Here is a 24,515-nt window from a genome sequence, read left to right on the forward strand (position 1 = left end):
GCCTCGCGGCGCGCACCTACTTCATGCTGGCTTGATTCGGCGGCGGCAGTCCCGGATCGAGTTTCGCGGACTCTCTGACCAGCTGTTCAGTCATGGCGGCCGCAACGGGATTCGAGCCGCGATGGGTTGAGTCGTCAAGGCTCGGCGGGGCCGCCTGGGCCGCCTGGATTGGTTGAGCCGGTTGCACGGCTTGGGTCGGCGGCGGCAGTGCCGGATCGAGTTTGGCGGACTCCTTGACCAGCGCATCCGTGATCGCGGTTCCGACCGGATTCGAGCCATGACGATGCAGACTGTCACGTCCGATTTCGGTTTGCGGCAGAGGGGCGGTCTTCGGCTCGACGTAAGCATGAACCGCGACGGATTCATGGGCACGCGTGTTCGGTCGCGGCTCTTGCACGGCACCTTTGGCGGGCGAGTCGGATGCCGTCACCACGGTCCCGCTCGTAGACTGCTTACCGCCGGTCGCGGCGGCTGCTGTAGCGCCGGACAGAGGCGCTGCGCCGACCACGCTGCCCGCGGTCACATGCGTGTCACCTGATTGCGGAGACGCCGCGGCCAATTCCACTGAACTGCTCGTCGCGACGTCGGGATCGGTCGTCGCGCGATGGCTTTCGTGTGACAGTAAAAAAACGCCGAACACCAACTCGACAACCAGCACGCCGACTATCAATGATGTGCGTATATTCCTCATATTAACCAACGATTCGTTCAATCAATGCGATTGGATTGATGATGGCCGTTCGCTCGAAGAGCACGTGGAACGGCGGGTTCGCAGTGTCAGCCTGCGATGGATTGATGTGGGGTATGAACCGGGCGACCCGCACACGTTGATGGTCCCGCGGCAATGGTCCGGTGAATCATTCCACCGAACGGCACGGGACACCCTCGTATGCTAATGCGAAACGGAAATCTGTGCTGTAAGGTCGCCTGGTCCGAGCAATACAGCCCGACAAGCCGCACGCATTCTCCACGTCCGCAGCCACGGGAGACCACAGCTAGATGTGATGAAACATTCGCTTGGGGAAAGGCGGCTTTTCTCGTCCGGAGTGGTCAGCTTTTTGTCGGTAACGAGCTAGTTCTCTACGCGATCCGCGCGATCGTCGCGGCTGCCATTCATCCGATGAGCCGACGATCGGCGCGCGCGGCATGTCGCCGTGCCCCCATCAATCAATACGCCCCTTGCACGAGATGGGACGGCGTACCGTCGACGAAATTTTCGATGTTGTCCATTAACTGATCTGCAAGACTTTGTTGCGCCTCGTCCGACGCCCATGCAACATGCGGCGTCAAAATCACATTCGGGCGACCGGCAGCGCGCAATAGCGGGCTCTCCGGCGGCGGCGGTTCGCCGCCTGCCGTCACATCGAAACCCGCGCCGCTGATCAACCCTTCGTCGAGCGCCTGCACCAGTGCGGCTTCGTCGACGAGCCCGCCGCGCGCCGTGTTGATGATCAACGGCTTCTTCTTCATCGCGCGGAACTCGGGCATGGCCAGCATGTTGCGCGTGTGCGGCGTGAGCGGACTGTGCACGGTGATGATGTCGCTGGTCGCGAGCACTTCGTCCCACGGCGTGTAAAGCGGGCCAAGGCCGTCACGTCCCTTGTGAGCGGCAAACATCGGCTGCATGCCGAACGCCTTGCCGATTTCCGCGACACGCTGCCCGAGCACCCCTTCGCCGATGATGCCAAGCCGCGCGCCCGCCAGATCGTGAATCGCATGAGTGAAGAAACAGAATTGGCCGGACTTCTGCCACTCGCCGGCGAGCACGTCTTCGCGATACGCGATCAGATTGCGCCGCAGCGCGAGGATCAGCGCGAAGGTGTGTTCGGGCACGGTGTTGATCGCGTAGCCGCGAATATTGCTCACGGCGATGCCGAGCTGCTGGCAAGCTGCTTTATCGACGCAATCGGTACCGGTGGCAGCCACTGCGACGAGTTTCAGATCGGGCAATTGCTCCAGCACTTCTTTCGTCAACGGCACTTTGTTGGTAATCGCGATCGATGCGCCGGCCAGCCGCGTCAACACCTGCTCAGGCGTCGTGCGATCGTGCTCGATCAGTTGATGATCGAAACGCGGCTCGCGCAATACGATCTGCGGCGCAAGTGTCGCGCGGTCGAGAAAAACGATTTTTTGCATGCTTATCTCCTCGATGAGTCCTCGAAGAAGCCTCGATGGTTTATAGATGCCGCTTCGCTTCGGCCACGACGTGCTGCGCCGTAATACCGAAGTGCTCGTACAAGGTCTCCGCGGAAGCGGAAGCGCCGAAGCCTGTCATTCCGACAAAACCGCCTCGCTCGCCGAGATAGCGGTCCCAGCCGAAACGCAGCGCTGCCTCGACACCGACGCGCACGGTATTGACACCCAGCACCGCGGCGCGATATGCGGCGTCCTGTTCGTCGAAAATTTCCCAGCAGGGCATCGATACTACCGCGGTCGCGATGCCCTCGTCCTGTAGCTGGCTGCGCGCCTGCAGTGCCAGCGCGACTTCCGAGCCGGTCGCGAGCAAGGTCACTGCGCGCGGGCCGCCTTGCGCCTCGGCCAGCACGTAAGCGCCGCGCTGCGACAACGGTTCGGCGCTATGCTCGCGGCGCACCAGCGGCAACGCCTGGCGCGCGAACACCAGCGTGCTCGGGCCGCGTCGATGTTCGAGCGCGAGTGCCCAGCACTCGGCCGCTTCCACGGCGTCGGCGGGCCGCAGCACGCGCATGTTCGGCATCGCGCGTAACGAGGCGAGTATCTCGACAGGCTGATGCGTCGGCCCATTCTTGCCGACGCCGATCGAGTCGTGGCTGAACACGTAGTGCACCGGCAAGCCCATCAACGCGGCCATGCGCATCGCCGGACGCTGATAGTCAGAGAACGCCAGATAGGTGACGCTGGTCGCGACGACGCCGCCGTGCGCGGCCATGCCATTGGCCATCGCGCCCATCAGATGCTCACGCACGCCACAGTGGACGTAGGCACCGCTGCGGTCGTCGGCGGTGAAAGCGTGCAACTGGCGTTTGTGGCCGGTGGGCGCTTCGAGATCGGCGCAACCGATCATGCGCTCGGGCAGTAGCGGCGCGAACAGATCGCTGATCTCGCCCGACACGGTGATACCCGCTTGCGGCTCGCCGCGTTCGACGGCGCGCTTGCGATAAGCGTCGAGCACGTCGCGCCAGCCTTGCGGCAAGCCGCCTGCGATGACCCGTTCGAACTCGGCGCACTGCGCGTCCGGCAACGCAGCCAAACGGGCGTGCCACGCGACATATTCGTCGCTGCTGCGCCGGCCCGCGTCGCGCCATGCGTTCTGCACTTCCCCGGGCAGGTCGAACGGCGCATGGGGCCAGCCGAGTTGCTCGCGCGCCGCGTCGGCGTCCGCCTGGAAGAGCTTGCCGCTGTGGCCGCCGCGCTGGCCTTGCAAACGCGCAATGCCACGGCCGATGATCGTCTTGCACGCCAGCAGCGACGGCCGTGGGTCTTTCCGCGCGAGGGTCAACGCCGCGCTCACCGCTTCGAGATCGTGACCGTCGACTTCGATCACATGCCAGCCGGCCACACGAAACCGCGCGCCGACGTCTTCGCTGATCGATAACGCGGTGCTGCCGTCGTCGGTGATCTGATTGTCGTCCCAGCAGAGAATGAGTTTGCCCAGCCGCAGGTGCCCCGCCAACGAAATCATTTCCTGACCGATGCCTTCCTGCAGACAGCCGTCGCCGACAAACGCATACGTGTAGTGATCGACGAGTTCGCTGCCGAATTTCGCCGCGAGATACGCTTCGGCGATAGCCATGCCGAACGCGTTGGCAATGCCTTGCCCGAGCGGACCGGTGGTTGCCTCGATCCCATGCGCCGGTTCGTACTCGGGATGCCCCGCGCAATGCGAGCCGAGTTCGCGAAAGGTCTTCAACTGATCGAGGCCGATCGCCGCGTAACCGGTCAGGTACAGCAGCGAATACAGCAGCAGCGAACCGTGGCCGTTGGACAGCACGAAGCGGTCGCGATCCGGCCAGGTCGGATCGGCGGGATTGAATTTCAGGTGGCGGGTGAACAACGCGGTGGCGATTTCGGCCATACCGAGCGGCACGCCTTGATGGCCCTCGCCGGCCTGCAAGATCGCATCGATGGAGAGGAAGCGGATCGCGTCGGCGAGCGGCAACGGCGGCGGATGCGTTGCTTCTACGGCTTGCGCCGCCGTAACGAACGGCGCGAGCGTAATCGATGCAAGCGAATCAGACGAACCATTCGATGCAGCCGGTTGAACTTGGGTGCTGGACATGGCAAAAGACTCCTCTACGCCGCCCCGTCATGCGAGGCGGCGGCAATCAAAACGAATCGAATGGGATGAACGAAGGCAGTAAACGAGGCTGCGCGGCGCAGCCTCACCCGTCAGCGCATCAATGCAGGAAGCCGATGGAAATCCACGGCACCGCCGCCACGATGATCAGCCCGACCATCAACGCGGCGATGTAGCCAAGAATCGGCTTCATCCCTTCGTCAGGATGAATCCGGCTCACCGCGCAAGCCGAGTAGTAGCCCACACCGAACGGCGGTGCGAACAGGCCGACGCCCATCGAGAGGATCACCACCATCGCGTAGTGCACATCGTGAATGTGCATGGCCCGTGCGATCGGGAACATCAACGGGCCGAACAGCACGATCGCCGGAATGCCTTCCAGCACGCTGCCGAGGATCACGAACATGCAGATGGAGGCGGCCATGAACATCGCCGCGCCGCCCGGCAAAGCACCGAGCGTCTGCGCAAGCTGTCCGGAGAAGCCGGACTGCGTCAACGCCCACGCCATGCTCGTCGCCGCGCCGATGATCAGCAGAATCGCGCCCGACAGTGTCGCGGTATCGATCAGCATCGGCTTGAGCCGCTTCCACTCGAACCGGCGATAGATCAGGAGGCCTGCCAGCACGGCGTAGGCAATACCGATGGTGGAGACTTCAGTCGCCGTTGCAATCCCCTCGACCACCGCCGCGCGAATCACGAACGGCAGCGCGAGCGCCGGGATCGCGATCACCAGCTTGCGCAGAATCTCGCTACGGGTCGCGCGCTTGACGGCCGACAGATCCTCACGCCGATAGCGCCACTGCACCACCGCGCACAACGTGATGGCGAGCACGATGCCCGGCAACATGCCGCCCGTGAAGAGCGCCGAGATCGATACGCCGGTCACCGAACCGAGCGTGATCAGCACGAGGCTCGGCGGAATCGTCTCGGTCTGCGCGCCGGTTGCGGCGAGCAACGCGACCAGATCGCCGGGCTTCGCACCGCGTGCTTTCATCTCCGGAAACAGCACCGGCGCCACCGCCGCCATGTCCGCGGCTTTCGAGCCCGAGATGCCCGACACCAGATACATCGCGCCGACCAGCACATAGGAAAGCCCACCGCGCACGTGACCCAACATGCTTGCGAGGAACGCGATCATCGCCGCGGCCATGCCGGTCATCTCGATCAACTGCCCGAGAAACACGAAGAGCGGCACCGAGAGCAGGATCAGATGCGACATGCCCTCATCCATCCGGCCGACCACCACCGGCATCGGCGTATTGGTCGTCAATGCGAGGTAGCCGAAGGTGGCAAGTCCGAACGAGAAGGCAATCGGCACACCGCTCAGCACGCCGAGCGCCACCAGGCCGACGAAGAAGATCAGCAGGTTGACGTTGCCGAGATCGCGAAACAGCGGACCGAGCGCAATGAAGATGCCGACCAGCGCGCCGACCGTCGCGACGCCGGCGAGCGTCAGCCGCCAGTTGCCCATGCGGGCGAGCCGCACCACGGCGACCAGCAGCATCAAGGCCGAGCCGACCGGCAACGCTGCCGCGCGCCACGAGTTCGACAATTCCAGCGCCGGCGTGGTGATGAACGATTCGTCCTGCGCGAAGCTGATCGCCGGCCCGATCACCATCACGAGGAACGCGATCGGCGCGGCGATCGCGATCACGTCGAGAAAAGCGCGCACACCCGGCCGCGCCATGCCGACCAACGCCGTCATCCGCATGTGCTCGCCGCGCCGCAACGCGATCACCGCGCCGAGCATGGCGAGCCACAGGAACAGCATGGACGCGAGTTCATCGGACCACACCAGCGGCGAATGCAGCAGGTAGCGGCTCGTCACGCCGGCCAACAGCACGACGATTTCCGCGAGCACCAGCAACGCAGCGGGAATCTCCACCAGATGACCGAGGGCGGAGTCGAGCGCACAGGCGAACCGATGCTGCCGCTCGTGCGAATAGGAGATCGAGATCATCGCATTACCCCAGTTTTCCGACGGATTTCTCCAGCAGGCCCCACGCCTCGTCGCCGTATTTGGCTTTCCAGTCGTGATAGAAGCTCGTCTTGGCGAGCGCGCCGCGGAAAGCCGTGCGGTCGACATCGACGAAGGTAATGCCCTTGGTCTTCAGGTCGTCGCGCAAAGACAGACTCAGCTTCGCGATGTCCGCGCGTTGCAGCATCGCAGCCTTTTCGAATTCGCGCGTGACGATCGCGCGAATGTCGGCCGGCAAACGTTCCCATGCCGCACGGTTGCCGAGAATCCAGTAACCGTCCCACACATGCGACGTGAGGCTGATGTACTTCTGCACTTCGTAGAGCTTGGCGGTCGCGATGATCGGCAGCGGATTTTCCTGGCCCTCCACCACGCCGGTTTGCAGCGCCGAATACAGCTCGTTGAAGTTGATCGGCGCGGGGCCGGCATCGAGCGCCTTGAACAGCGAGGTCAGCATCGGCGCTTGCGGCACGCGAATCTTGAAGCCCTTCAGGTCGGCCGGCGCGCGCAATGCTTTGGTTGACGAACTGATCTGCCGGAAGCCGTTGTCCCATACCTTGCTCACCGAGACGATGCCCGACTTCGTGATCTGTGCACGGACGTAGTTGCCGAGATCGCCGTCCATCGCTTTCCAGACCGCGTCATAGTCCTTGAACGCGAAACCGGTGTTGACGATGCCCGCGGCGGGCGTGAGCGTCGCCAGAATCGACGACGCCTGGTTGAAGAACTCGACGCCGCCATTGCGCACCTGCGAGAGCAGATCGGTGTCGGAGCCGAGCTGATTCTGCGGAAACAGTTTGATATCGAGGCGGCCTTTGGTCGCTTCGCGGATCTGGTTGATCGCCTCCTGGGCGCGAATGTTGACTGGATGCGTGGGGTCCTGGCCGGTCGCGAGTTTGTACGAAAACTCGGGAGCCGCCATCGCGCTGCGCGAGATGCTCCATAGCGGCGCGGCGGCGGACATGGCCGCACCGGCCTTCAGAAAGGTGCGGCGGCTGATGCCCTGCGGGGCGTTAGAACGGGTAGTCATGGTGTCTTCCTCCAACTCTGATGGCGTGTCGTTATAGTTTGCGAAGCTGAACCGCGGCGGCTGCACGTATCGCTCGCCGCGGTCGTCTGTTCTCTACTACAAGGTCTCACTCGCCGCCGCCGGCCTCCCGCCAGACGGCCCGTCCTCCCGGACCGGCTTTGCCTCAAGCAGCCTCAAGCAGGCTCAAGCAGCCATTCTTCAGCCGTGAATCAGCATGCCGCCGTTCACGTCGATGACCGCGCCGGTGATATACGACGACAAATTCGACGCGAGGAACAGGAAGGCGCCGGCCACATCGTCGGGTACGCCCAGCCGATTGAGCGGTATGCCCGCGAGAATTTCGCCGCGCTTGTCGTCGGTGATCTTGCCGGCATTGATGTCGGTCTGGATCAGGCCTGGTGTCACGCAGTTCACGCGAATGCCGTCGTTGCCGAGCTCGCGCGCCATCGCTTTGGCAAGACCCAGCACGCCGGCTTTGGCCGCCGAGTAATGCGGGCCGCCCAGAATGCCGCCGCCGCGCTGCGCCGAGACCGACGACATGCAGCCGATCGAGCCGCTCTTCTGTTTCTTCATTTGCGGCACGACCGCTTGCGACAGATACAGCACGCCGCGCAGGTTGACATCGAGGATACGGTCCCAGCTTTCCGGATCGATCTCGAGCAGCTTCGCAGCCTGGGTAATACCGGCGTTGTTGATCAGAATGTCGATCGAACCGAAATCGGCGACGGTGCGTTCGACAGCAGCCTGACAAGCGCCACGGTCGGTCACGTTGCACACGTAGCCGCGATGTTCGGGCCCGATCGACGCAGCGGCTTCGACCGCTGCGTTTTCGTCGAGATCGAAAATGGCGATGCGTGCGCCGTGCGCGGCGAACATGCGGGCGGTCGCCATGCCGATGCCGCGCGGCGAGGCACCGCCGGAAATGACGGCGACCTTGCCGTCGAGTAGACGTGACTCTGACATGATGCGGATCTCCTGAATTGAAGCTTATGGTTTGCTACGGTGTTTGCTATCGGTGACTACGTGTGTTTGCGGCGCTTTATGTCCGCTCTGTGTGAGCCTATGAACGCTGATAGGCCTTTACCGCAGCCAGCCTTTGATCGTGGCGCACATCGCCTCGGTGGAAATGCCGTAGCGGTCGTGCAAGGTCGGCAGCGCGCCCGCGTCGAGAAACGCGTCGGGCAGGCCGATCTGACGGAACGGCGGCGTGACGCCATTGGTCAGCAGCACGGCGGCCACCGCTTCGCCTAGTCCGCCGATCACCGTGTGGTTCTCCGCCACCACGACAAGACGGCCGGAACGGCGCGCCTCGCGCAACAGCGTGACGGTGTCGAGCGGCTTGATGGTCGGCACATGCAGCACGCCCACGTCGACGCGATCGGCGGCCAGCGCCTTGGCCGTTTCCAGCGCGCGCATCGTCATGATCCCGGACGAGATGATCAGTACCTCGGCGCCGTCGCGCAGCAGCTTTGCTTTGCCGAGTTCGAACCGGTAGTCGTATTCGTCGAGCACGACCGGCACGTTGCCGCGCAACAGCCGCGCATACACCGGCCCGCGATGGTCGGCAATGGCCGGCACCATCTGCTCGATTTCGATCGCATCGCACGGGTCGATCACCGTGAGGTTCGGCATCGCCCGAAACAGCGCGAGGTCTTCGGCCGCCTGGTGGCTCGGGCCGTAACCGGTGGTGAGGCCCGGCAACGCGCAGACGATCTTGACGTCGAGGTTGTCCTCGGCAATCGCCTGATGGATGAAGTCATAAGCGCGGCGCGCGGCGAACACGGCGTAAGTGGTGACGAACGGCTGCGCGCCTTCGTGCGCCATGCCGGCGGCGGCGCCCATCAGCAGTTGTTCGGCCATGCCCATCTGGTAATAGCGCTCGGGATATTCCTTCGCGAACAGATGCAGGTCGGTGTATTTGCCGAGGTCGGCGGTCATGCCGACCACTTCCGGACGGTTGCGCGCCAACTCGACCAGTGCGTGGCCGAACGGCGCGGAGCGCGTGAGCTGCCCCTCGCCGGCAATCGAGGCGATCATCGCCGAAGTCTTCAGACGCGGTTTCGGTGCGGCGGCGCTCATACGGTTCTCCCGGCTTCCAGCGCCTGCAGCGCGAGTTGCCACTCGTGCGCATCGACGCGGATAAAGTGATTTTTCTCGCGAGCTTCGAGGAATGGCACGCCGCAACCCATCCGCGTATCGCAGACGATGATCCGTGGTTGCGCTTCGGGATGCGCATGCGCCGCGTCGAACGCGGCGACGACGGCCGCGAGATCGTTGCCGTCAACGCGCTGCACGAACCAGCCGAACGCCAGCAGCTTGTCGACCAGCGGCTCGAACGCCATGACGCTCGACGACGGGCCATCGGCCTGCTGGTTGTTGACGTCGACCATCGCGATCAGGTTGTCGAGCTTCCAGTGGGCCGCGGACATCAGGCCTTCCCAGATCGCGCCTTCATCGAGTTCGCCATCGGAGAACAATGTGTAGACGCGGGCGTCCGAGCCCTTGCGCTTCAGACCCAGGCAACGGCCCACCGCGATCGTCAGCCCCTGCCCGAGCGAGCCGCCGGACATTTCCATGCCGGGCGTGTAGCTCGCCATGCCGGACATCGGCAGACGGCTGTCGTCGCTGCCGTAGGTTTCCAGTTCTTCGTCGGCAATGATGCGGGCCTCGATCAACGCGGCATACAGCGCGATGGCGTAGTGGCCGTTCGAAAGCAGGAAGCGATCGCGACCTTCCCATTCGGGGTCATCGGCGCGATAACGCATAGCGCGGAAGTAGGCGACGGCCAGTACGTCGGCAATGTCGAGCGCCTGGCCGATATAACCCTGCCCCTGCACTTCGCCCATGCGCAGCGCGTTGCGGCGAATCTGATAGGCGTGCTCCGCGAGTGCGGCGTACGGTGCGGTTTCGCTGATGTTCACTGTTTGTCTCCTGAGGTTCTTTTGCGGGGTCCGGTGTGATGACGTTCCCAGTGACTCAAGCGTAATCTCGCACTCACACGCGCTCAAACGAATTAAGATGGCCCCATGGATGAATTCAATTCACCTGGGTGCTGCCATGCACAATCGCGTCACGTTCAAGTCGATACAGGCATTTGAAGCCGCCGCGCGGCTCTCCTCATTTGCGCTCGCAGCAGACGAACTGTTCGTCACGCCCTCCGCCGTGAGCCATCAAATCAAGCTGCTGGAAGAGCAATTGAGTATTCGTCTGTTCCATCGCTTGCATCGCACGGTGATCCTGACGGACTACGGGAGGCAATACGCTGAGGAAATCACCGCGGCGTTCTCGCGAATCGACGCGGCCACCCGCGAGATCGGGCGCGCCGCCAAGAGCGACATCCTCACGATTCACTGCACGCCGAGCTTCGCGACGCAATGGCTGATGCCGCGCATCGCGCGTTTCAGCGCGGCGCATCCGGATATCGATGTGCGGCTGAACGCGTCGTCAGAGGCGGCGGATCTGATCTCGGAGGCGGTCGACATAGATATCCGCTACGGGCCGAGAAAACTGCAGCCGGCCGGCACAATGGTGCTCGAGCTGCCGCCCGAAACGATCGTGCCGCTCTGCTCGCCCGCGCTCGTGGCGGGCGAGCATCAGCTGCTGAGTGTCGCGGATTTGCAGCACCATGCGCTGATTCATAGCGAGGGGTGTCTGGTGGGCTGGCGGGACTGGATGCGCCTCCATCGCAAGACGCGGCTCGACATCGCACGCGGTCCGCGTTTCGATCGTTCGTTCATGGCGATCAGCGCGGCGGTCGACGGTCTGGGGGTCTGCCTCGAGAGCCTGCTTCTGGCGCAACGCGAACTGGAAACGGGCCGGCTGGTGGCGCCATTCGGTTTCGAAGGATTGCCTGTGCGAGGCTATACGCTGAACCTGCTGAAATCGCGTGCCGAATTGCCGAAGCTGCGTAGCTTCCAGGATTGGTTGTTTGCTGAACTTGAGAAGTGATGCGCGCGGCCACCCGGAGGGGGCCGGAGAACGATCCTAGCTGTGCGCGCGAACCCGTTTGCCCACTGCTCCGGCTTGATGGGCGAGATCGCCGTGCGAAGTGCCGCGTTCCGCGCCGTCTGCTTCCTCATAGCTCGCGAACAGCTGACACACCGCTCGCGGATCGAGACAGCCATGCAGCAGCTCGCGGAACCGGTGGTCACAAAAGCGCTGCGCGACATCAGCCAGCAGCCGCAGATGCGTGCTGTTTGCCCATTCCGGGACGAGCAGGACGACCACGTCGCTGACCGGCTGGCCATCCGGTGCATCGAACGGAATCGGCTTTGCCGGACGAACGTAAAACGCCATGGCATGGCGCAGCGTTCGTATCTGACCGTGCGGCACGGCGATGCCCTGGCCAAGACCCGTCGAGCCTAGCGCCTCACGTGCAGTGAGCCCCGCGCTCACGGCCATTGCCGGTAACCCGTAGTGCTGTTCAACGAAACTGCCGAACTGCGCGAAAAGTGTCTCCCGGTCCGCTAAGTCCAGACCGAGCAGAACATGATGCGGTGAAAGCAGTTGCGCAAGCGTGTTCCCTTTTTCAGCCGCTTCAACGCCATCGGCGTGCGAAGCGGCGCGCGGCAGCAGCTCGCCTTCCATCAAATCCCGCCAGGCGTCTGTCGGCGCGTCGGGAATTTCAAGCAGCCGCCCCACCTCAGCGGCCGGCGCCAGATGCGCGAGCCGTTGAATCGCCCCGTTGACTGCGTCCCTCGGCAGATAGAGCGAGAGCCGCACGCGGCCCGTTCCGTGCAGCGGCGCGACGCGAATGGTCCATTGCTGATCGCCGCAGTCCCGGATCAGCGCCTGACGCAACGGCGTGGCGTGCTGGGCGTCGAGCGTGACGCGCATCATCACATTGCGGCCCGGTGTGGCCCGCGACCGGGCATGGGGCTGCGGCTTGCCCAGTCCACCCAGTCCAAGAAGAGTCCGTAGACCAACCAGCGCGCGAGTCATAGCGGCTCCTGTGCGTTATCTGCTATCAGGTTAGCCAAAGCGCCATTAACTTGCCGTAAAAATCGCTGCCGGTCGCAAACAGATTCAGTCATGCGGGCGATGCATCGTAATGCGCGCGGCTTCGATCCGGTCATTCGCGATCAGCCGCCAGCCGGCAGCACACGGCATGAATGAATGACCCTCAGCGGCCTCTCACGTGACGTCTTGGCCGGTTCCGGAACAAGCCGGGCGGCCAGAAAATCGATTAGCGTGCGCACGCGCCGTGGATCACGCAAGGCGGACTTCACCTGCGCCTGCTCGGCATGACGAACCTCGTGCCGCCGGACGGGGGAATTCCGCTGATTCGCGAGGGTGCCGTGGTCGCGCGATTGGGGTGTCGGGTATGTGTTCCGATCAGGACGCGCAGGCCGGCGCGGATGCGCTGCCGGCCGCATGACCGGCTACCCGCGCCGCTTCTTCTTCAGCTCGATCGTTTCGAACAACTCATAGTTCTGCGTGGGTGTTTGATCCGCGCCCGGCGCGTGATAGTAGTTCATCGTAATCGTGGTCTCGCCACCCGAATGGCCGGGATCATGATCGAATACGGCGATACCGTAGCCCGTGCCGGTATCCCGTTGCGCCGACCAGACCGCATCTTCAACCGCGTCCGCATTGGCACGCACGAAGGTGCCCGCAGCCGTTCCGGTAACCGGGCGATTAGGGCGCGTGAAGATGCGCGCTTGCGGCAAGCCGGTACCGATGTCCACCCCATACACATCGAGCGGCGCACTCGTGCCGCCACCGCCGAGAATCAGGTGGATGGTGCCGTGACTCGTATCGAACGTCGAGGCGCCCGACGACACCGCCGACATCACCGGCTGCGGCTGCAACGTATCGACCACGCGCCCCGTCGCGATATCGGTGCCCTTGTTGTGATTACAGCCGCGCACGGGATAGCTGCGCTCGTAATCATGGTCATGTCCGCACAACACCAGGTCGACGCCATAGCGGTCGAACAGCGGCAGCCAGGCTTCGCGGATGCCCTTATCGGAGCCGTTGCCGGTCTTCGATGAGCTCAGCGCGTCCTGATGCATCTGCACAACGATCCAGTCGACTTCGTCGTCTTGCGCCGCCCGGTGCAAGGTCTTCTCGAGCCAGCGTGTTTGTTCGCCCTCGCTATAGCCACGCACGTAGAGCGACGTGCCGGGTTGAATCGGCGGATTGCCGGTGCTCGCCACCGGCACCAGCGGACTCGGGCCCGCGACGAACGCAGCCGCATCCTGATAGACCACGTCATCCGCATCGAGCGAAATGAAAAACACCGAGCTCACGCGAAAGCTGTACCAGCGTCCCTGGAAGCGCGTGTGATTCTCGGGCAGCGTGTAGCGCGACAGATACGACGCGAGGCCTTGTTCGCCGTTGTGGAATTCGAGTTCGTGATTGCCCGGACATGGCATCCACGGGCGGTTCGATGCTGAGGTCTGGGCGTTGTTGCCGAAATCGCGCCAGACCTCCGGCTGCTGTGTCGGGTTCAGATTCGCGTAGCAGAGGTCGCCGTTGAGCAGGTGGAACAGCGGCTCAAATCGCTCGACGGCCTGCACCGCGAAACGGCTCTGCGGCGACGACAGGACCCAGCCGGTATTGGGCGTGGCGAGATCGCCGTAGCTCGTCCAGCGAAATGGCGCGCGGCCGCGCGGCGCGGTGCGGAAACTCGCCGTGAAAGGCTGGGCCGCGTTGCTGTCGTTATCGGCGCTCACCTCGTATTCGTAGCGCGTATCGGCCTTCAGGCCACGCAGACGCGCGTGGTAGGTGAACACGACCTCGCCGTTGATGCCATCGGTATAGGTGTTCTGGACGCCGTGCACCGTCTGCCTGGCCGCACCTGCACCCGCACCCGCACCGCCGAAGCGCACCTTCGGATTGACCGCCGGCGCCGGCGACGCCCACGACACGGTGACATCGCTCGTCGGATCGTTGCCCCAGGTCAGGTGGATCTGCTCCGGCGTGCCGTCGGGCGCGCTGTTCGCGGCGCGCGCCGCCGATGCGAGCGTGCCCGCGGCCGTCGCGAGGCTGGAGGCGCCGGCAAACTTCAGAAACCCGCGGCGCGAGACAATCGCGGCGCCCTGCTCGGCGGAAAAATCCCTGGCGATTTTCTTGTTCGACATGTCCGGAGTTTTTGTATGGGAGTGGAAGTTCGCCAACGCGGACGGCAAGCGCGCGGTGCCGGGTGGGCAGCGCGTGCCATGCCATCCTTGGGCGCGACAGATGCACGACGGAAGCACGACTGAAGCGATGGGGCATCCTAGTCGTGAAGCCATGACAGCCAGATGAAATAGCCGCACCTCAACGATGCCATACTGCCTCTTGCGCGAGCAGTTGCCTGGCGTCGGTGAGGTACATCATCGCGGCGCCCGGTCGCCTCGATCGACACGTCAAAATCTCACCGTCGGCCGCCCTGCTCATTAAGGGGCTGCATCCCTCACCCCGACGAAGTGTAAACTGCTGACTTTTTTGACTCTGGTGGTATGGTGCAAGCCCCACAGCGCACAGCTTTCAGTGGCCCGGCGCTCATTCGCCTACTTGCTCGCCTGACGGACGTCGAGGTTCCCGAATCCAGCCAGTCGCTGTCGGACCGGCTGAGCCAATGGCTTGGCTGGACCGACGCGATCGCGCTGTCCTCGGCGCTGAACAACGCGCCGCCTGCCGTCGCTGCCGGCGCGCGAGCCTTCGGCCTCGCTGAAGAGAACGAGTGCGAGCGCGTGCGCGCTTCGTTGGCCAAGGCCATCGTCGGCGATAGCGTGTTCGCCGCCGCGAGGCGTCGCGGTCCGGCGGCACAAGCGCTCTCGCCCGACGCCCACGCGGAAGCGCCGGTCGATTACGCGCTGTTTCGTCAACGCTACCTCGCCATGCAGCAGGCAATGGAAACGGGCGTCGGCAACCTGCGCGGCCGCCTGCGGGCCATGTTGGCCGCCAAAACGCCCGCCATGGCCCGGCTCGCGGTGGTGGACGCCGTCATGGAGCGAGCGCTCAGCGAGCGTGAGCACAGTCTGCTGGCCGCCGTGCCGGGATTGCTCGCGGGACACTTCGTGCGTTTGCGCGAGGCGGAGCAACAGACGCTGACCGACGCCGAAGCCTCGGCGGACGCCGCCACGGCCGCGCCCGCCGCCCCCACCCCGTCTGGCGCATGGCTGGACGTGTTCCGCAAGGATATGCAGAGCGTGTTGCTCGCTGAACTGGATGTTCGTTTACAACCGGTCGAAGGATTGCTCGCAGCCCTTCGCACCAGCTAACTGGGACACTATGTCCAGATATCTCAATCTCGTTGTTTTTCTGGTAGGTCTGGCCGCGGTGTGCTGGATCGGTGTGGGTTACGTCGGCTCGAACGCGCTGGCCCTGGCGGTCACGATGTTGATCGGTGTCTGCTACGTGGCAGGCGCGCTCGAGTTGCAGCGCTACGACCAGGCCACAACCACGCTGGCGCGTGCGGTCGCGGGGCTGTCCGCGCCGCCGCCAGGCCTCGGCGCGTGGCTGGAGCCGTTGCATCCGAGCCTGCGCAATGCAGTGCGTCTGCGCGTCGAAGGTGAGCGCGTGGCCTTGCCGGGCCCGGCGCTGACGCCGTACCTGGTCGGCTTGCTCGTGTTGCTGGGCATGCTCGGCACGCTGCTCGGCATGGTGGCGACCCTGCGTGGCACCGGCATGGCGCTGGAAAGCGCAACGGACCTGCAGGCTATCCGCGATTCGCTCGCCGCGCCGGTCAAGGGGCTGGGTTTCGCATTCGGCACCTCGATTGCAGGGGTGGCGACGTCCGCGATGCTCGGGCTGCTGTCCGCGTTGTGCCGTCGCGAACGGATCCAGGTGGCACAGGTGCTCGACGTGAAGATCGCGACGACCTTGCGCAGCTTCTCGCAGACCCATCAGCGCGAGGAAAGCCTCAAGCTCCTGCAGCGGCAGGCCGAGGTGATGCCCACCCTGGTCGATCGTATGCAATCGATGATGGCGGCCATCGAGCAACAGAGCCTCGTCTCGAACGAACGGCAGATCGCCAGTCAGGACACCTTCCACGGCAAGGCAGAGGCCGCTTACACGCGCCTCGCGGCCGCCGTGGAGCAGTCGTTGAAGGAGAGCATCGCCGAAAGCACCCGCGCCGCCAGCGCCGCGCTGCAGCCGGTCATGGCCGCCACGATGGCGGGCCTCGCGCGCGAGACTGCCGCCCTGCACGACACCGTCACGCAGGCCGTGCAACGGCAACTGGACGGGCTCTCGACTGGCTTCGAAGCGAGCACCGTCACCGTCGCGGGCATCTGGAACAAAGCCCTCGAGCAGCATCAGCGATCAAGCGAGGCGCTCACCCAGCAACTGAGCACGTCGCTAGATCGATTCACCGAGACTTTCGAGCACCGCTCGGCCGGCTTACTGGATGGCGTCGCCGCGCGCCTCGATGCAACGGCAGGCCATGTATCGGCAGCATGGAACGAGGCGCTGTCGCGGCAAGAACAGGCCGGCGAGAAGCTGGCCGGCCACAATCAGCAAGCATTGGCCGCGGCCGCGGCAACCTTCGAGCAGCACTCGGCGTCGCTGGTACGCGCGGTAGGAGAGTCGCAGACCGACTTGCAGAGCGAATTGGCCGCGCGAGACGAACAACGGCTGGCCGCCTGGACCGGAACGCTCGGTTCGATGGCCGCCACGTTGAGCAAGGAATGGGCACAAGCCGGCGCGCACACCGCGAGCCACCAACAGGAAATCTGCGAGACGCTAGCGCAAACCGCACGCGACATCTCCGCTCAAACGCACGCACATGCGAGCAGCACGATTGCCGAGATCGACCGGCTCGTACAAGTGGCGGCGCAAGCCCCGCAGGCCGCGGCGGACTTGCAGGCGGAACTCGCCGCGCGAGACCAGCAACGGCTCGCCGCCTGGACCGAAACACTCGGTTCGATGGCCGCCACGTTGAGCAAGGAATGGGAGCAGGTGGGCACGCGCACCGCAACCCGGCAACAGGAAATCTGCGAGACGCTGGCGCAAACCGCACGCGACATCTCCGCTCAAACGCACGCACATGCGAGCAGCACGATCGCCGAGATCGGCCAACTCGTGCAAGCCGCGTCGGAAGCGCCGAAGGCCGCCGCGGAAGTCGTCGCCGAACTGCGTCAGAAGCTCTCAGACAGCATGGTCCGCGACACCGCGATGCTGGAAGAGCGCAGCCGCCTGCTGGCCACGCTGGAAACGCTGCTCGATGCAGTGAACCATGCTTCCACCGAGCAGCGCTCGGCCGTCGACGGACTCGTCGCCACGTCGGCGGATCTGCTGGATCGTGTCGGCACGCGTTTCACCGATAAGGTCGAGCTCGAAACCGGGAAGCTGGGCGCGATTGCCGCTCAAGTCACCGGCAGTGCAGTCGAAGTGGCGAGCCTCGGCGAAGCATTCGGCACGGCCGTTCAGTTGTTCGGCGAGTCGAATACGACGCTGGTGGCGCACCTGCAGCGGATCGAAACGGCACTGGACAAATCCCTCGCCCGCAGCGACGAACAGCTGGCCTATTACGTGGCCCAAGCGCGCGAAGTGATCGACCTGAGCATGATGTCGCAGAAGCAGATCGTCGAAGACCTGCAACAGCTCGCGGGCAAGCGGGCCTCCGCGGGAGTTGAAGCGGCATGAGCGAGGAAATCGACGGTGGCGTGGAGACGGCGGCGCCTATCTGGCCGGTCTTCGGCGACCTGATGTCGGTGCTGCTGGGCGCCTTCGTGCTGATCCTGGTGAGCGTCATCGGCGTGCAACTGGAACTTTCGACCAGGCTGGAGCATGAGGTCAAGCAGCGACAATTGGAAACGCAGCGTCGCAAGACCCTGGAACAGGCATTGGCAGGACCGCTGGCAGCGGGCCGGGTGACGCTGGTGAACGGGCGCATCGGCATCAACGGCAGCGTGTTGTTCGCACTGAACTCCGATCAATTGCAGCCCGAGGGCCGGGATGTTTTGAAGAGCCTGGCGGGGCCGCTGTCCACTTACCTCAGGGCGAATGACCAGATCCTCATGGTGAGCGGCTTTACCGATGACCGGCAGGTGCGCGAGGCTAACCGCCGCTTTGCCGACAACTGGGAGCTCTCGGCCCAGCGTGCGTTGACGGTGACCCGTGCGTTGATCGATGCAGGTGTGCCCGCCTCGTCCGTGTTCGCGGCCGCGTTCGGCTCCCAGCAGCCCGTCAGTTCGAATGCCGACGACCAGGGGCGCGCGAAAAACCGGCGCGTGGAAATCGCGCCGGTCCCGAGACCTGCCGCCACAACGGTGAAGCCCCGTGAGTAGCCTGAGCGATGACGCAAGCTGCGTGACAACCAACGCCCGGGCAACACTCGACGCGTGGCGCGAGCGCGGCGCGGATCGTCTGGATCCCATCCGCTTTCATTTCATCGCGGCGCTGGATCGGCGCGCGGCTGCTCACGGCGGCGAGACGCGGCGTCTGCTGGACGAGAAGCTGTCCAGACTGATCGAGGCTTATGCGGACGATCTCGAACGCGCGGGGGCGCAGACCCGTAGTGCTGGCACCGGCACCGCGGCATCATCCCTCGAACCCGCGCGCGGAGCGCTGGCCGGACTGAACGATTACATCGCCAGCCATGCAGCGCTAGACCGCAACGATCCCACAGCAGGTCATGCAGCGCCCCAGCGCCCCTCGTATCCGGAACTGGAAGCACTCGATTACTTCAGGCAGACGTGGTCTAAAGTCCGCTCCGAGAAACAGCTACGGCAGTCATTGAAGAAAGCGCCGGGCAATGCCGGTCCGCTCAACTCGAGTAGCCTGGTGCATCGGTCGCTCTCGCTGATGCGCGAACTGTCGCCCGGATACCTCCAGCAATTCCTCTCGTACGTCGACGCCTTGTCATGGATGGAGCAGATGAACGGCGGCGGCCTGCCGGCTAAAGATGCCCCGCGCGCCGCGACCGCAAGGAAAAGCACGCGGAACAAACCCCGCTAGTGCACGGGCAGATCAATCGAGACCCCGCGCCAGCGCGATCCGGCCCAAAACAATCCGCCGGTTTGCGCTATTTCCATTTCCGATATCGCGATCTGAAGCAAGGGTCTGCTGTCCCCGCACCGAAATGACAATGAAAGAAATGTCGAATTCGCACGGTTGAATCGCCAGCTTTTAAGCTGGGTACCCTGCTATCGATAGCTGGCAATGCAGAGAACGGGGCGTTCGAAACGCCTACCGGAACCACGCGGCACACGCTATTTTCTTCGCCGCCAACACGGCTAACGCTTGGGCGGTTGCGGGTTATTCGCGGGATTGGTATCGAACCGGGCCACGCTTCTGATGCCATGGTCGTGGACCAGGGCGAGCAGTTCAACTTCCATCACGTCGGCGACTTCCTTGCTATATGTTTCGCCGCCATCCACATAGACCGTGAACGACTGCAAGTACTTCGCCTTCTTCTCCGGGTTCTCGATCGTCTCCCGGGTCCACTGATAAAGCGGATAGTTCTCCGGTCCCTGCTGTTCCGCTTCACTCACATAATCGGCGAAAGCATCGAACTGACACTTCAGGGCCGCGTTGTACTTGCGCAGCACATGATGAAGCGCGGCATGTGAAGCAGCCGATGGGTCTGCACGCAGACCGTTTGCAAGTTCGGATGATACGGCGATCCTTAACTGAAATTGCAATGCGGGGTCCATGTCTGCCTCGATATCGAATCACTTGCGCGCACAGACACGCAAAGGAAGCGGCCGCTCTCCGTCTTACGCCTTATCCGCCGAATGCGCAGCGAGCCTTTGCTCGAGGTGCGGGATCTCCTCACCCCGGACCGGCTTGCCGAGAAGAAAACCTTGAGCATGCGTGCATCCGCAGACGCGTACAAAATTCAACTGCTCTTGCGTCTCGATGCCTTCCGCCGTAGTCGGCATGCCGATTTCCCGCGCCAAAGCCACGATCCCGCGAACCACAGCCGCGGATTCGCGCCGATGCACGGACTCCTTCACGAACGAACTGTCGATCTTGAGCTTGTCGAAGGAGAAGCGCACGAGCGTGGACATGGTTGAGAAGCCCGTACCGAAGTCGTCGAGCGCCAGCCCGATTCCCAACGCGCGAAGCTTCTCGACGTTGTGCCGGGTAACCGTATCGTCCCTCAACAGCACCGTTTCCGTGACTTCGATATTCAGACGCTCCGGCGGCAACCCCGTCTTACGAAGGATCGCGGCAACCGTCGACGCGAAAGTTTCCTCCCGCAATTGCACCGGCGAAACATTGACAGCGACGCTCACGGCGTCACGCCACGTGGCAGCTTCCATACACGATTGCAGCAAGGCCCACTCCCCGAGTGCGAGGATCAGGCCCGTCCGTTCCGCCGTGGGAATAAATGCGGAGGGAGAAAGCTCGCCGCGCGTTGGGTGCGTCCAGCGAAGCAGTGCCTCGCGGCCGGAAATCGTGTCATGAGCAAGATCGACGATCGGCTGATATTCCATCCTCAAACCGCTATAAGACTGCATCGCGCCTTCCAGATCGCTTCGCAGCAGGCTCAAGCTTTCGTCGGATGCGTGCCTCGCCGCATCAAAAATAGCGAAGGCGCTCTTGCCGCTGCGTTTTACCGCATATAACGCACGGTCCGCGCAGATCAGCAATTGCGGCCCTGTTTCCGCGTGCTCCGGATAAAGCGAAACGCCCACGCTCGCACCAATATGCACCCACGCTTCGCTTAACACGAAGGGACGCGCCAGCGTTTTGACGATGCGGTCCGCTAACAGATGGACGTCGCGGGCCAACGCCGGGCCGTCGGAGACGGCGACAAACTCGTCGCCGGCCAGGCGTCCGACAAGGTCGCCGGCAGGCAGTACTTCACGCAATCGAATCGCCGCCTCCTGAAGGATCTGGTCGCCGGCGGCATGACCCAGGCTGTCATTGATCGCCTTGAAGCCGTCGAGGTCGATCAGTAGAACCGCGAATGAGTGATCCTGCTGTAACGAGCCTGCCGCGGTGCGCTCCTGGAGGAGTTCGGTGATGCGGGCGCGGTTGGGCAAGCCGGTGAGGCTGTCATGGTGAGCGAGCCGATGACTGCTTTCGCGCGCCAGAAGTAGCGCAACGGTGTCGCGATTACTGCGTAGGGCCACGGTAAAAAAGCCGGCCGCGCAAAACGGCGCCTGAAACAGCAGAACGAGCTTGCCGGAGCCAGGCGAAAGCGCCGCGCCCAAACCCAGTAGCGCAAGAATGAACGAAATCTGGAGAAGCACGAGCCGCGGCGTGCCTGCATTGCGTCCGGCCAGCCCGCCGATCACGCCCACGGCGCAAACATTGCCGAGCAGAAAAAGCGTCTGGTTTCCGCTGGTATTGCACAGGAAAGTACCAAAGCCGAACAGGACGGCCCAGAGCAGGCTTGCAAAAAGAAAGGCAGAGGTAGGCGTCGGCTGGTTGTGGGCGCTGCGCCGGCAGCACAGCCGGATCAACGTGATACGCGCGATCAGCAGCGCGACCACGGCGCTGCCCCACCACGCGTAAAGGGCACGGGGATAGAGATAATAAGCGGTTGCGCAGACACTTATTTCGCAGATCGACGCAAAGACTATCGATGCGGTTCGAGTGAACAGGTTGGCGAGCAATATCTGCCGGTTGTCGGCGCTCAGGTTTTGAGCGGAGGACACGACCCACTTGAAAAATGGAGACCTTGGTTCGCTGAAAGCCATGACCTACGCATTTTTAATGGTTAATGGGTCAAATCGGACGCGCCTCGCGATTATTACGTAAACATACAATATCCGGTGCAATGCCATAGCACCGCTTTAAATCCCGGAACGCCCATGCAGCCGGCGATGTCGCGCCACATTAAGCCGAATTTCGCCGGAATACGTGATTATCCGCGGCGGAGCTTCACGCGCCGGCGAGACAAGCGTTATTAAACGACTTCAACCGGCACCCGCTTTGCCAGGGCGCACATCAGTTCGTACCCGATCGTCCCAGACGCGTGAGCGACGTCGTCGATCTTGACCTGCTCGCCCCACAGTTCGACCTTCGAGCCGATTCGCGCGTGCGGGCACGGCGTCAGGTCGACGGTGAGCATGTCCATCGAAACGCGGCCCACCACTTGCGTCATGATGCCGTCGATCGCGATTGGCGTACCCGTGGATGCGTGCCGCGGGTACCCGTCCGCATAACCGCATGCGACCACACCAATACGCATGTCGCGGTTCGCGGCAAAGGCACGGCCATAACCGACCGTTTCCCGCGCCGATAAAGACTGCACACCGATCACTTCGCTCGTGAGCGACATCGAAGCACGCAAGCCCACGTCGTCGATGTGGCGCGACTGACCGGTAGGCGAACCGCCGTACAGCACGACACCCGGGCGCACCCAGTCACGATGAGCCAGGGGATGCCACAGAACGGCCGCTGAATTGGCGAGACTCCGTTGACCCGGTAGGTCGTGAGTCACTGCATCGAAGCGATCCGTCTGCCATGCCACGTCGCCATCGTCGGCATTCGCGAAGTGACTCATCAACGTGATGTCCGCGATGCCGGGAATCGATCTGGCCCGTTCCCACGCGGCGCGGTACGCGTCAGGCCGGAAGCCAAGGCGATTCATCCCCGAGTTCATTTTCAGGTGCACGTTGACGCGCTCGCGTGATGACGCGAGGCGCAACAGATCAAGCTGCTCATGACAATGCACCGCCATGGAAAGGTCGAACTGTTGAGCGATTTGCACGTCACCTGGCCTGAAAACACCTTCCAGAAGTAGAACCGGTTTGGTCCAACCCAACTCACGCACACGCACCGCTTCGTCGAGATCGAGCAATGCGATACCATCAGCATTCGCGAGTGCCGGGAAGACGCGCTCGATTCCGTGTCCATATGCGTTGGCTTTGACGACGGCCCAGGCGCGTGATCGAGGTGCACGCTGTTTGACGATGGAGAGGTTGTGGCTGACTGCGTCGGGATGAATCAGTGCAACGATCGGGCGTGGCATAGGGGCGTGGAGGGCTGGATGGGAAATGGAACGGCGCCCGTTGTTAAAGACCCGTGTTATGGTCAACAGGCAGCTTTTTCCACTATCGTATCTACCGGAAGCCAGTTTTTGTTACTGTATTGATTTGATTTTTGGGTTTATTTGCCGGCTGTTTGTTGTTGCTCGACTACACGTCAGAGCCAGCCCCGCTTGAAGATACGTAAGGCCGCAGCCACGAATGTGAATCCAGCAACGCATGCAGCGATTGCCGGACAGTCATGGCGATGTCCCTCGAGAGAGTGAGAGACTCCCCACGTCGTCCCACGAGAAAAATCGGGCGAGCGGAATTACCTCTTTCGATCGCAATGAGATCGAGTGCGTCGACGAACCGGGTACCGATTAGAGTAGACGCTACTTCGACAGACGCAGCGTCTTTGATAGCACGATGCCCCGCTGTGGGCTCACCAGCCAGATAGCGTGAACGTTGACGTAGAGCCCGGAGATTCGTCGCGTGATGTCAGTAGGCTCGTCATCGGTCGGGTCGCTGTGATTGCTCTGGTCGATAAGATACGGTGGCGCCAGGCGGCCCACGAGGACAATCGCGAAGTCCCCATTCGCTTCGTCGTACGCAGTCCGTGAGAGCGTCGCGCGTCCGCGAACCGTGGCTTTCGTACTTTCGCCAGACTCGAGTTCAATCAGATCGATATGCTGGATGAACCCTTTGGATTTCGCTTCTGGTGCGATCACCAGGCCTCGACCGCTCGGTCCGGTCGTCGTCTCCTTGAGCAGGATGCCTCGCTGATTCTCGCCGCCTGATAGATCGGCGTTGACCGTCAACTGATGCGTCTCTGTCCGATACCGGATCCCGTACGGCGCACGCACCAGGAAAAACAGATCGCGGTCGAGATTGACCGCCGCCAGGTCGGAATTCGGGTGCTGCTTGTGGGTGGGAATGGGAATCAGGTTTTGCACGCGATCGCGTAAGGAAGGCGCGGCAACATGTATGTGCTGGTTCGCCAACGTATCTCGAATGGCAACGGGGTCGTCGCCGACAAAAGGACGTCCGGCCGAAAATTGGGTAGAAGCAGAGGTCTCGACATCTGCCGCCTGGTTGACAGTGACTGCGTTCGCTGGTGTCCCGACTTGCGCCAACATCGCCATGAGAACGAGGACACACGCGGTCTTTGCATGAACCGGCGTGGATTTCAGATGAGACACGACAACACTCCTGGTATTCGGGCGGGGCCTGCAAAACGATCGAACCCGTAGCGCTATGTTCGATCTCAGCGACGATGCGTATTCGATGCGTATTCGATGCGTATTCGATGCGTATTCGATGCGTATTCGATGCGTATTCGATGCGTATTCGATGCGTATTCGATGCGTATTC

19 protein-coding genes are annotated in these 24,515 nt (G+C 63.1%); 5 read left to right on the forward strand and 14 right to left on the reverse strand.

The genetic code is table 11. The features are described 5' to 3' along the window. Positions 1-16: 16 nt before the first annotated feature. From PQR53_RS02145 to PQR53_RS02180, 8 genes are all read right to left on the reverse strand, one after another. A complete protein-coding gene (locus PQR53_RS02145; RefSeq protein ID WP_408450913.1) occupies positions 17-691 on the reverse strand; it encodes a hypothetical protein in 675 nt (224 codons plus the stop codon). Positions 692-1,167: 476 nt separating this feature from the next. Then, positions 1,168-2,136 (reverse strand): D-2-hydroxyacid dehydrogenase, encoded by a 969-nt coding sequence (locus PQR53_RS02150; protein ID WP_408450914.1) that lies wholly within the window; start codon positions 2,134-2,136, stop codon positions 1,168-1,170. Between the two features lie 40 nt (positions 2,137-2,176). Next, positions 2,177-4,258 carry a transketolase gene (gene tkt / locus PQR53_RS02155; protein WP_408450915.1) on the reverse strand — a complete coding sequence of 694 codons (2,082 nt, stop codon included), beginning with the start codon at positions 4,256-4,258 and terminating at the stop codon, positions 2,177-2,179. Positions 4,259-4,376: 118 nt separating this feature from the next. After that, on the reverse strand, positions 4,377-6,236 hold the full coding sequence (locus tag PQR53_RS02160) for a TRAP transporter large permease (protein WP_408450916.1): 1,860 nt from the start codon (positions 6,234-6,236) through the stop codon (positions 4,377-4,379). A gap of 4 nt (positions 6,237-6,240) precedes the next feature. Then, entirely contained in the window at positions 6,241-7,284 is a 1,044-nt protein-coding gene (locus PQR53_RS02165) for a TRAP transporter substrate-binding protein (protein ID WP_323043415.1), read from the reverse strand. A 198-nt stretch (positions 7,285-7,482) separates the two neighbouring features. Beyond that, positions 7,483-8,247, reverse strand: coding sequence for an SDR family NAD(P)-dependent oxidoreductase (locus PQR53_RS02170; protein ID WP_408450917.1), 765 nt, complete (start codon positions 8,245-8,247; stop codon positions 7,483-7,485). Between the two features lie 117 nt (positions 8,248-8,364). After that, positions 8,365-9,363, reverse strand: coding sequence for a transketolase family protein (locus PQR53_RS02175; protein ID WP_408450918.1), 999 nt, complete (start codon positions 9,361-9,363; stop codon positions 8,365-8,367). Further along, positions 9,360-10,205 carry a transketolase gene (locus PQR53_RS02180; RefSeq protein WP_408450919.1) on the reverse strand — a complete coding sequence of 282 codons (846 nt, stop codon included), beginning with the start codon at positions 10,203-10,205 and terminating at the stop codon, positions 9,360-9,362. The genes PQR53_RS02175 and PQR53_RS02180 overlap by 4 nt, the downstream gene beginning before the upstream one ends. A gap of 109 nt (positions 10,206-10,314) precedes the next feature. Between PQR53_RS02180 and gcvA the strand changes: the two genes are divergently transcribed. Then, on the forward strand, positions 10,315-11,232 hold the full coding sequence (gcvA, locus tag PQR53_RS02185) for a transcriptional regulator GcvA (RefSeq protein ID WP_408450920.1): 918 nt from the start codon (positions 10,315-10,317) through the stop codon (positions 11,230-11,232). Positions 11,233-11,268: 36 nt separating this feature from the next. Here the strand turns inward: gcvA and PQR53_RS02190 are convergent, their stop codons facing one another. Then, positions 11,269-12,225 (reverse strand): PTS sugar transporter subunit IIA, encoded by a 957-nt coding sequence (locus PQR53_RS02190; protein ID WP_408450921.1) that lies wholly within the window; start codon positions 12,223-12,225, stop codon positions 11,269-11,271. 440 nt (positions 12,226-12,665) lie between these two features. Then, positions 12,666-14,369 (reverse strand): purple acid phosphatase family protein, encoded by a 1,704-nt coding sequence (locus PQR53_RS02195; RefSeq protein WP_408450922.1) that lies wholly within the window; start codon positions 14,367-14,369, stop codon positions 12,666-12,668. A 360-nt stretch (positions 14,370-14,729) separates the two neighbouring features. Here PQR53_RS02195 and PQR53_RS02200 point away from each other — a divergent pair, with 360 nt between their 5' ends. The 4 genes from PQR53_RS02200 to PQR53_RS02215 are packed head-to-tail and all read left to right on the forward strand — an operon-like array spanning position 14,730 to position 19,173. Next, entirely contained in the window at positions 14,730-15,494 is a 765-nt protein-coding gene (locus tag PQR53_RS02200; RefSeq protein WP_408450923.1) for a DUF3348 domain-containing protein, read from the forward strand. Positions 15,495-15,504: 10 nt separating this feature from the next. Next, positions 15,505-17,859 carry a DUF802 domain-containing protein gene (locus PQR53_RS02205; protein WP_408450924.1) on the forward strand — a complete coding sequence of 785 codons (2,355 nt, stop codon included), beginning with the start codon at positions 15,505-15,507 and terminating at the stop codon, positions 17,857-17,859. Further along, entirely contained in the window at positions 17,856-18,503 is a 648-nt protein-coding gene (locus PQR53_RS02210) for an OmpA family protein (protein ID WP_408450925.1), read from the forward strand. The genes PQR53_RS02205 and PQR53_RS02210 overlap by 4 nt, the downstream gene beginning before the upstream one ends. Positions 18,504-18,525: 22 nt before the next feature. After that, positions 18,526-19,173 (forward strand): DUF2894 domain-containing protein, encoded by a 648-nt coding sequence (locus tag PQR53_RS02215; RefSeq protein WP_408450926.1) that lies wholly within the window; start codon positions 18,526-18,528, stop codon positions 19,171-19,173. A 278-nt stretch (positions 19,174-19,451) separates the two neighbouring features. Here PQR53_RS02215 and PQR53_RS02220 read toward each other — a convergent pair whose 3' ends face one another. From PQR53_RS02220 to PQR53_RS02235, 4 genes are all read right to left on the reverse strand, one after another. Continuing rightward, positions 19,452-19,871, reverse strand: coding sequence for a hypothetical protein (locus PQR53_RS02220; RefSeq protein WP_408450927.1), 420 nt, complete (start codon positions 19,869-19,871; stop codon positions 19,452-19,454). Positions 19,872-19,934: 63 nt separating this feature from the next. Beyond that, positions 19,935-21,869, reverse strand: a complete 1,935-nt coding sequence (locus tag PQR53_RS02225; RefSeq protein ID WP_408450928.1) for a putative bifunctional diguanylate cyclase/phosphodiesterase — start codon at positions 21,867-21,869, stop codon at positions 19,935-19,937. Between the two features lie 209 nt (positions 21,870-22,078). Then, positions 22,079-23,146, reverse strand: coding sequence for an alanine racemase (gene alr, locus PQR53_RS02230; protein ID WP_408450929.1), 1,068 nt, complete (start codon positions 23,144-23,146; stop codon positions 22,079-22,081). Positions 23,147-23,536: 390 nt separating this feature from the next. After that, positions 23,537-24,343 carry a hypothetical protein gene (locus PQR53_RS02235; RefSeq protein WP_408450930.1) on the reverse strand — a complete coding sequence of 269 codons (807 nt, stop codon included), beginning with the start codon at positions 24,341-24,343 and terminating at the stop codon, positions 23,537-23,539. Positions 24,344-24,515 lie beyond the last annotated feature (172 nt).

The organism is Paraburkholderia fungorum (assembly GCF_046027605.1).
GTDB classification, from domain to species: domain Bacteria; phylum Pseudomonadota; class Gammaproteobacteria; order Burkholderiales; family Burkholderiaceae; genus Paraburkholderia; species Paraburkholderia fungorum_F.

What these genes read in the sequence shown, in the direction of transcription:
- PQR53_RS02145 (WP_408450913.1), bottom strand. Translation starts at nt 691, where the DNA reads ATGAGGAATATACGCACATCATTGATAGTCGGCGTGCTGGTTGTCGAG.
- PQR53_RS02150 (WP_408450914.1), bottom strand. Translation starts at nt 2,136, where the DNA reads ATGCAAAAAATCGTTTTTCTCGACCGCGCGACACTTGCGCCGCAGATC.
- tkt (WP_408450915.1), bottom strand. Translation starts at nt 4,258, where the DNA reads ATGTCCAGCACCCAAGTTCAACCGGCTGCATCGAATGGTTCGTCTGAT.
- PQR53_RS02160 (WP_408450916.1), bottom strand. Translation starts at nt 6,236, where the DNA reads ATGATCTCGATCTCCTATTCGCACGAGCGGCAGCATCGGTTCGCCTGT.
- PQR53_RS02165 (WP_323043415.1), bottom strand. Translation starts at nt 7,284, where the DNA reads ATGACTACCCGTTCTAACGCCCCGCAGGGCATCAGCCGCCGCACCTTT.
- PQR53_RS02170 (WP_408450917.1), bottom strand. Translation starts at nt 8,247, where the DNA reads ATGTCAGAGTCACGTCTACTCGACGGCAAGGTCGCCGTCATTTCCGGC.
- PQR53_RS02175 (WP_408450918.1), bottom strand. Translation starts at nt 9,363, where the DNA reads ATGAGCGCCGCCGCACCGAAACCGCGTCTGAAGACTTCGGCGATGATC.
- gcvA (WP_408450920.1), top strand. Translation starts at nt 10,315, where the DNA reads ATGAATTCAATTCACCTGGGTGCTGCCATGCACAATCGCGTCACGTTC.
- PQR53_RS02190 (WP_408450921.1), bottom strand. Translation starts at nt 12,225, where the DNA reads ATGACTCGCGCGCTGGTTGGTCTACGGACTCTTCTTGGACTGGGTGGA.
- PQR53_RS02195 (WP_408450922.1), bottom strand. Translation starts at nt 14,369, where the DNA reads ATGTCGAACAAGAAAATCGCCAGGGATTTTTCCGCCGAGCAGGGCGCC.
- PQR53_RS02200 (WP_408450923.1), top strand. Translation starts at nt 14,730, where the DNA reads ATGGTGCAAGCCCCACAGCGCACAGCTTTCAGTGGCCCGGCGCTCATT.
- PQR53_RS02205 (WP_408450924.1), top strand. Translation starts at nt 15,505, where the DNA reads ATGTCCAGATATCTCAATCTCGTTGTTTTTCTGGTAGGTCTGGCCGCG.
- PQR53_RS02210 (WP_408450925.1), top strand. Translation starts at nt 17,856, where the DNA reads ATGAGCGAGGAAATCGACGGTGGCGTGGAGACGGCGGCGCCTATCTGG.
- PQR53_RS02220 (WP_408450927.1), bottom strand. Translation starts at nt 19,871, where the DNA reads ATGGACCCCGCATTGCAATTTCAGTTAAGGATCGCCGTATCATCCGAA.
- PQR53_RS02225 (WP_408450928.1), bottom strand. Translation starts at nt 21,869, where the DNA reads ATGGCTTTCAGCGAACCAAGGTCTCCATTTTTCAAGTGGGTCGTGTCC.
- alr (WP_408450929.1), bottom strand. Translation starts at nt 23,146, where the DNA reads ATGCCACGCCCGATCGTTGCACTGATTCATCCCGACGCAGTCAGCCAC.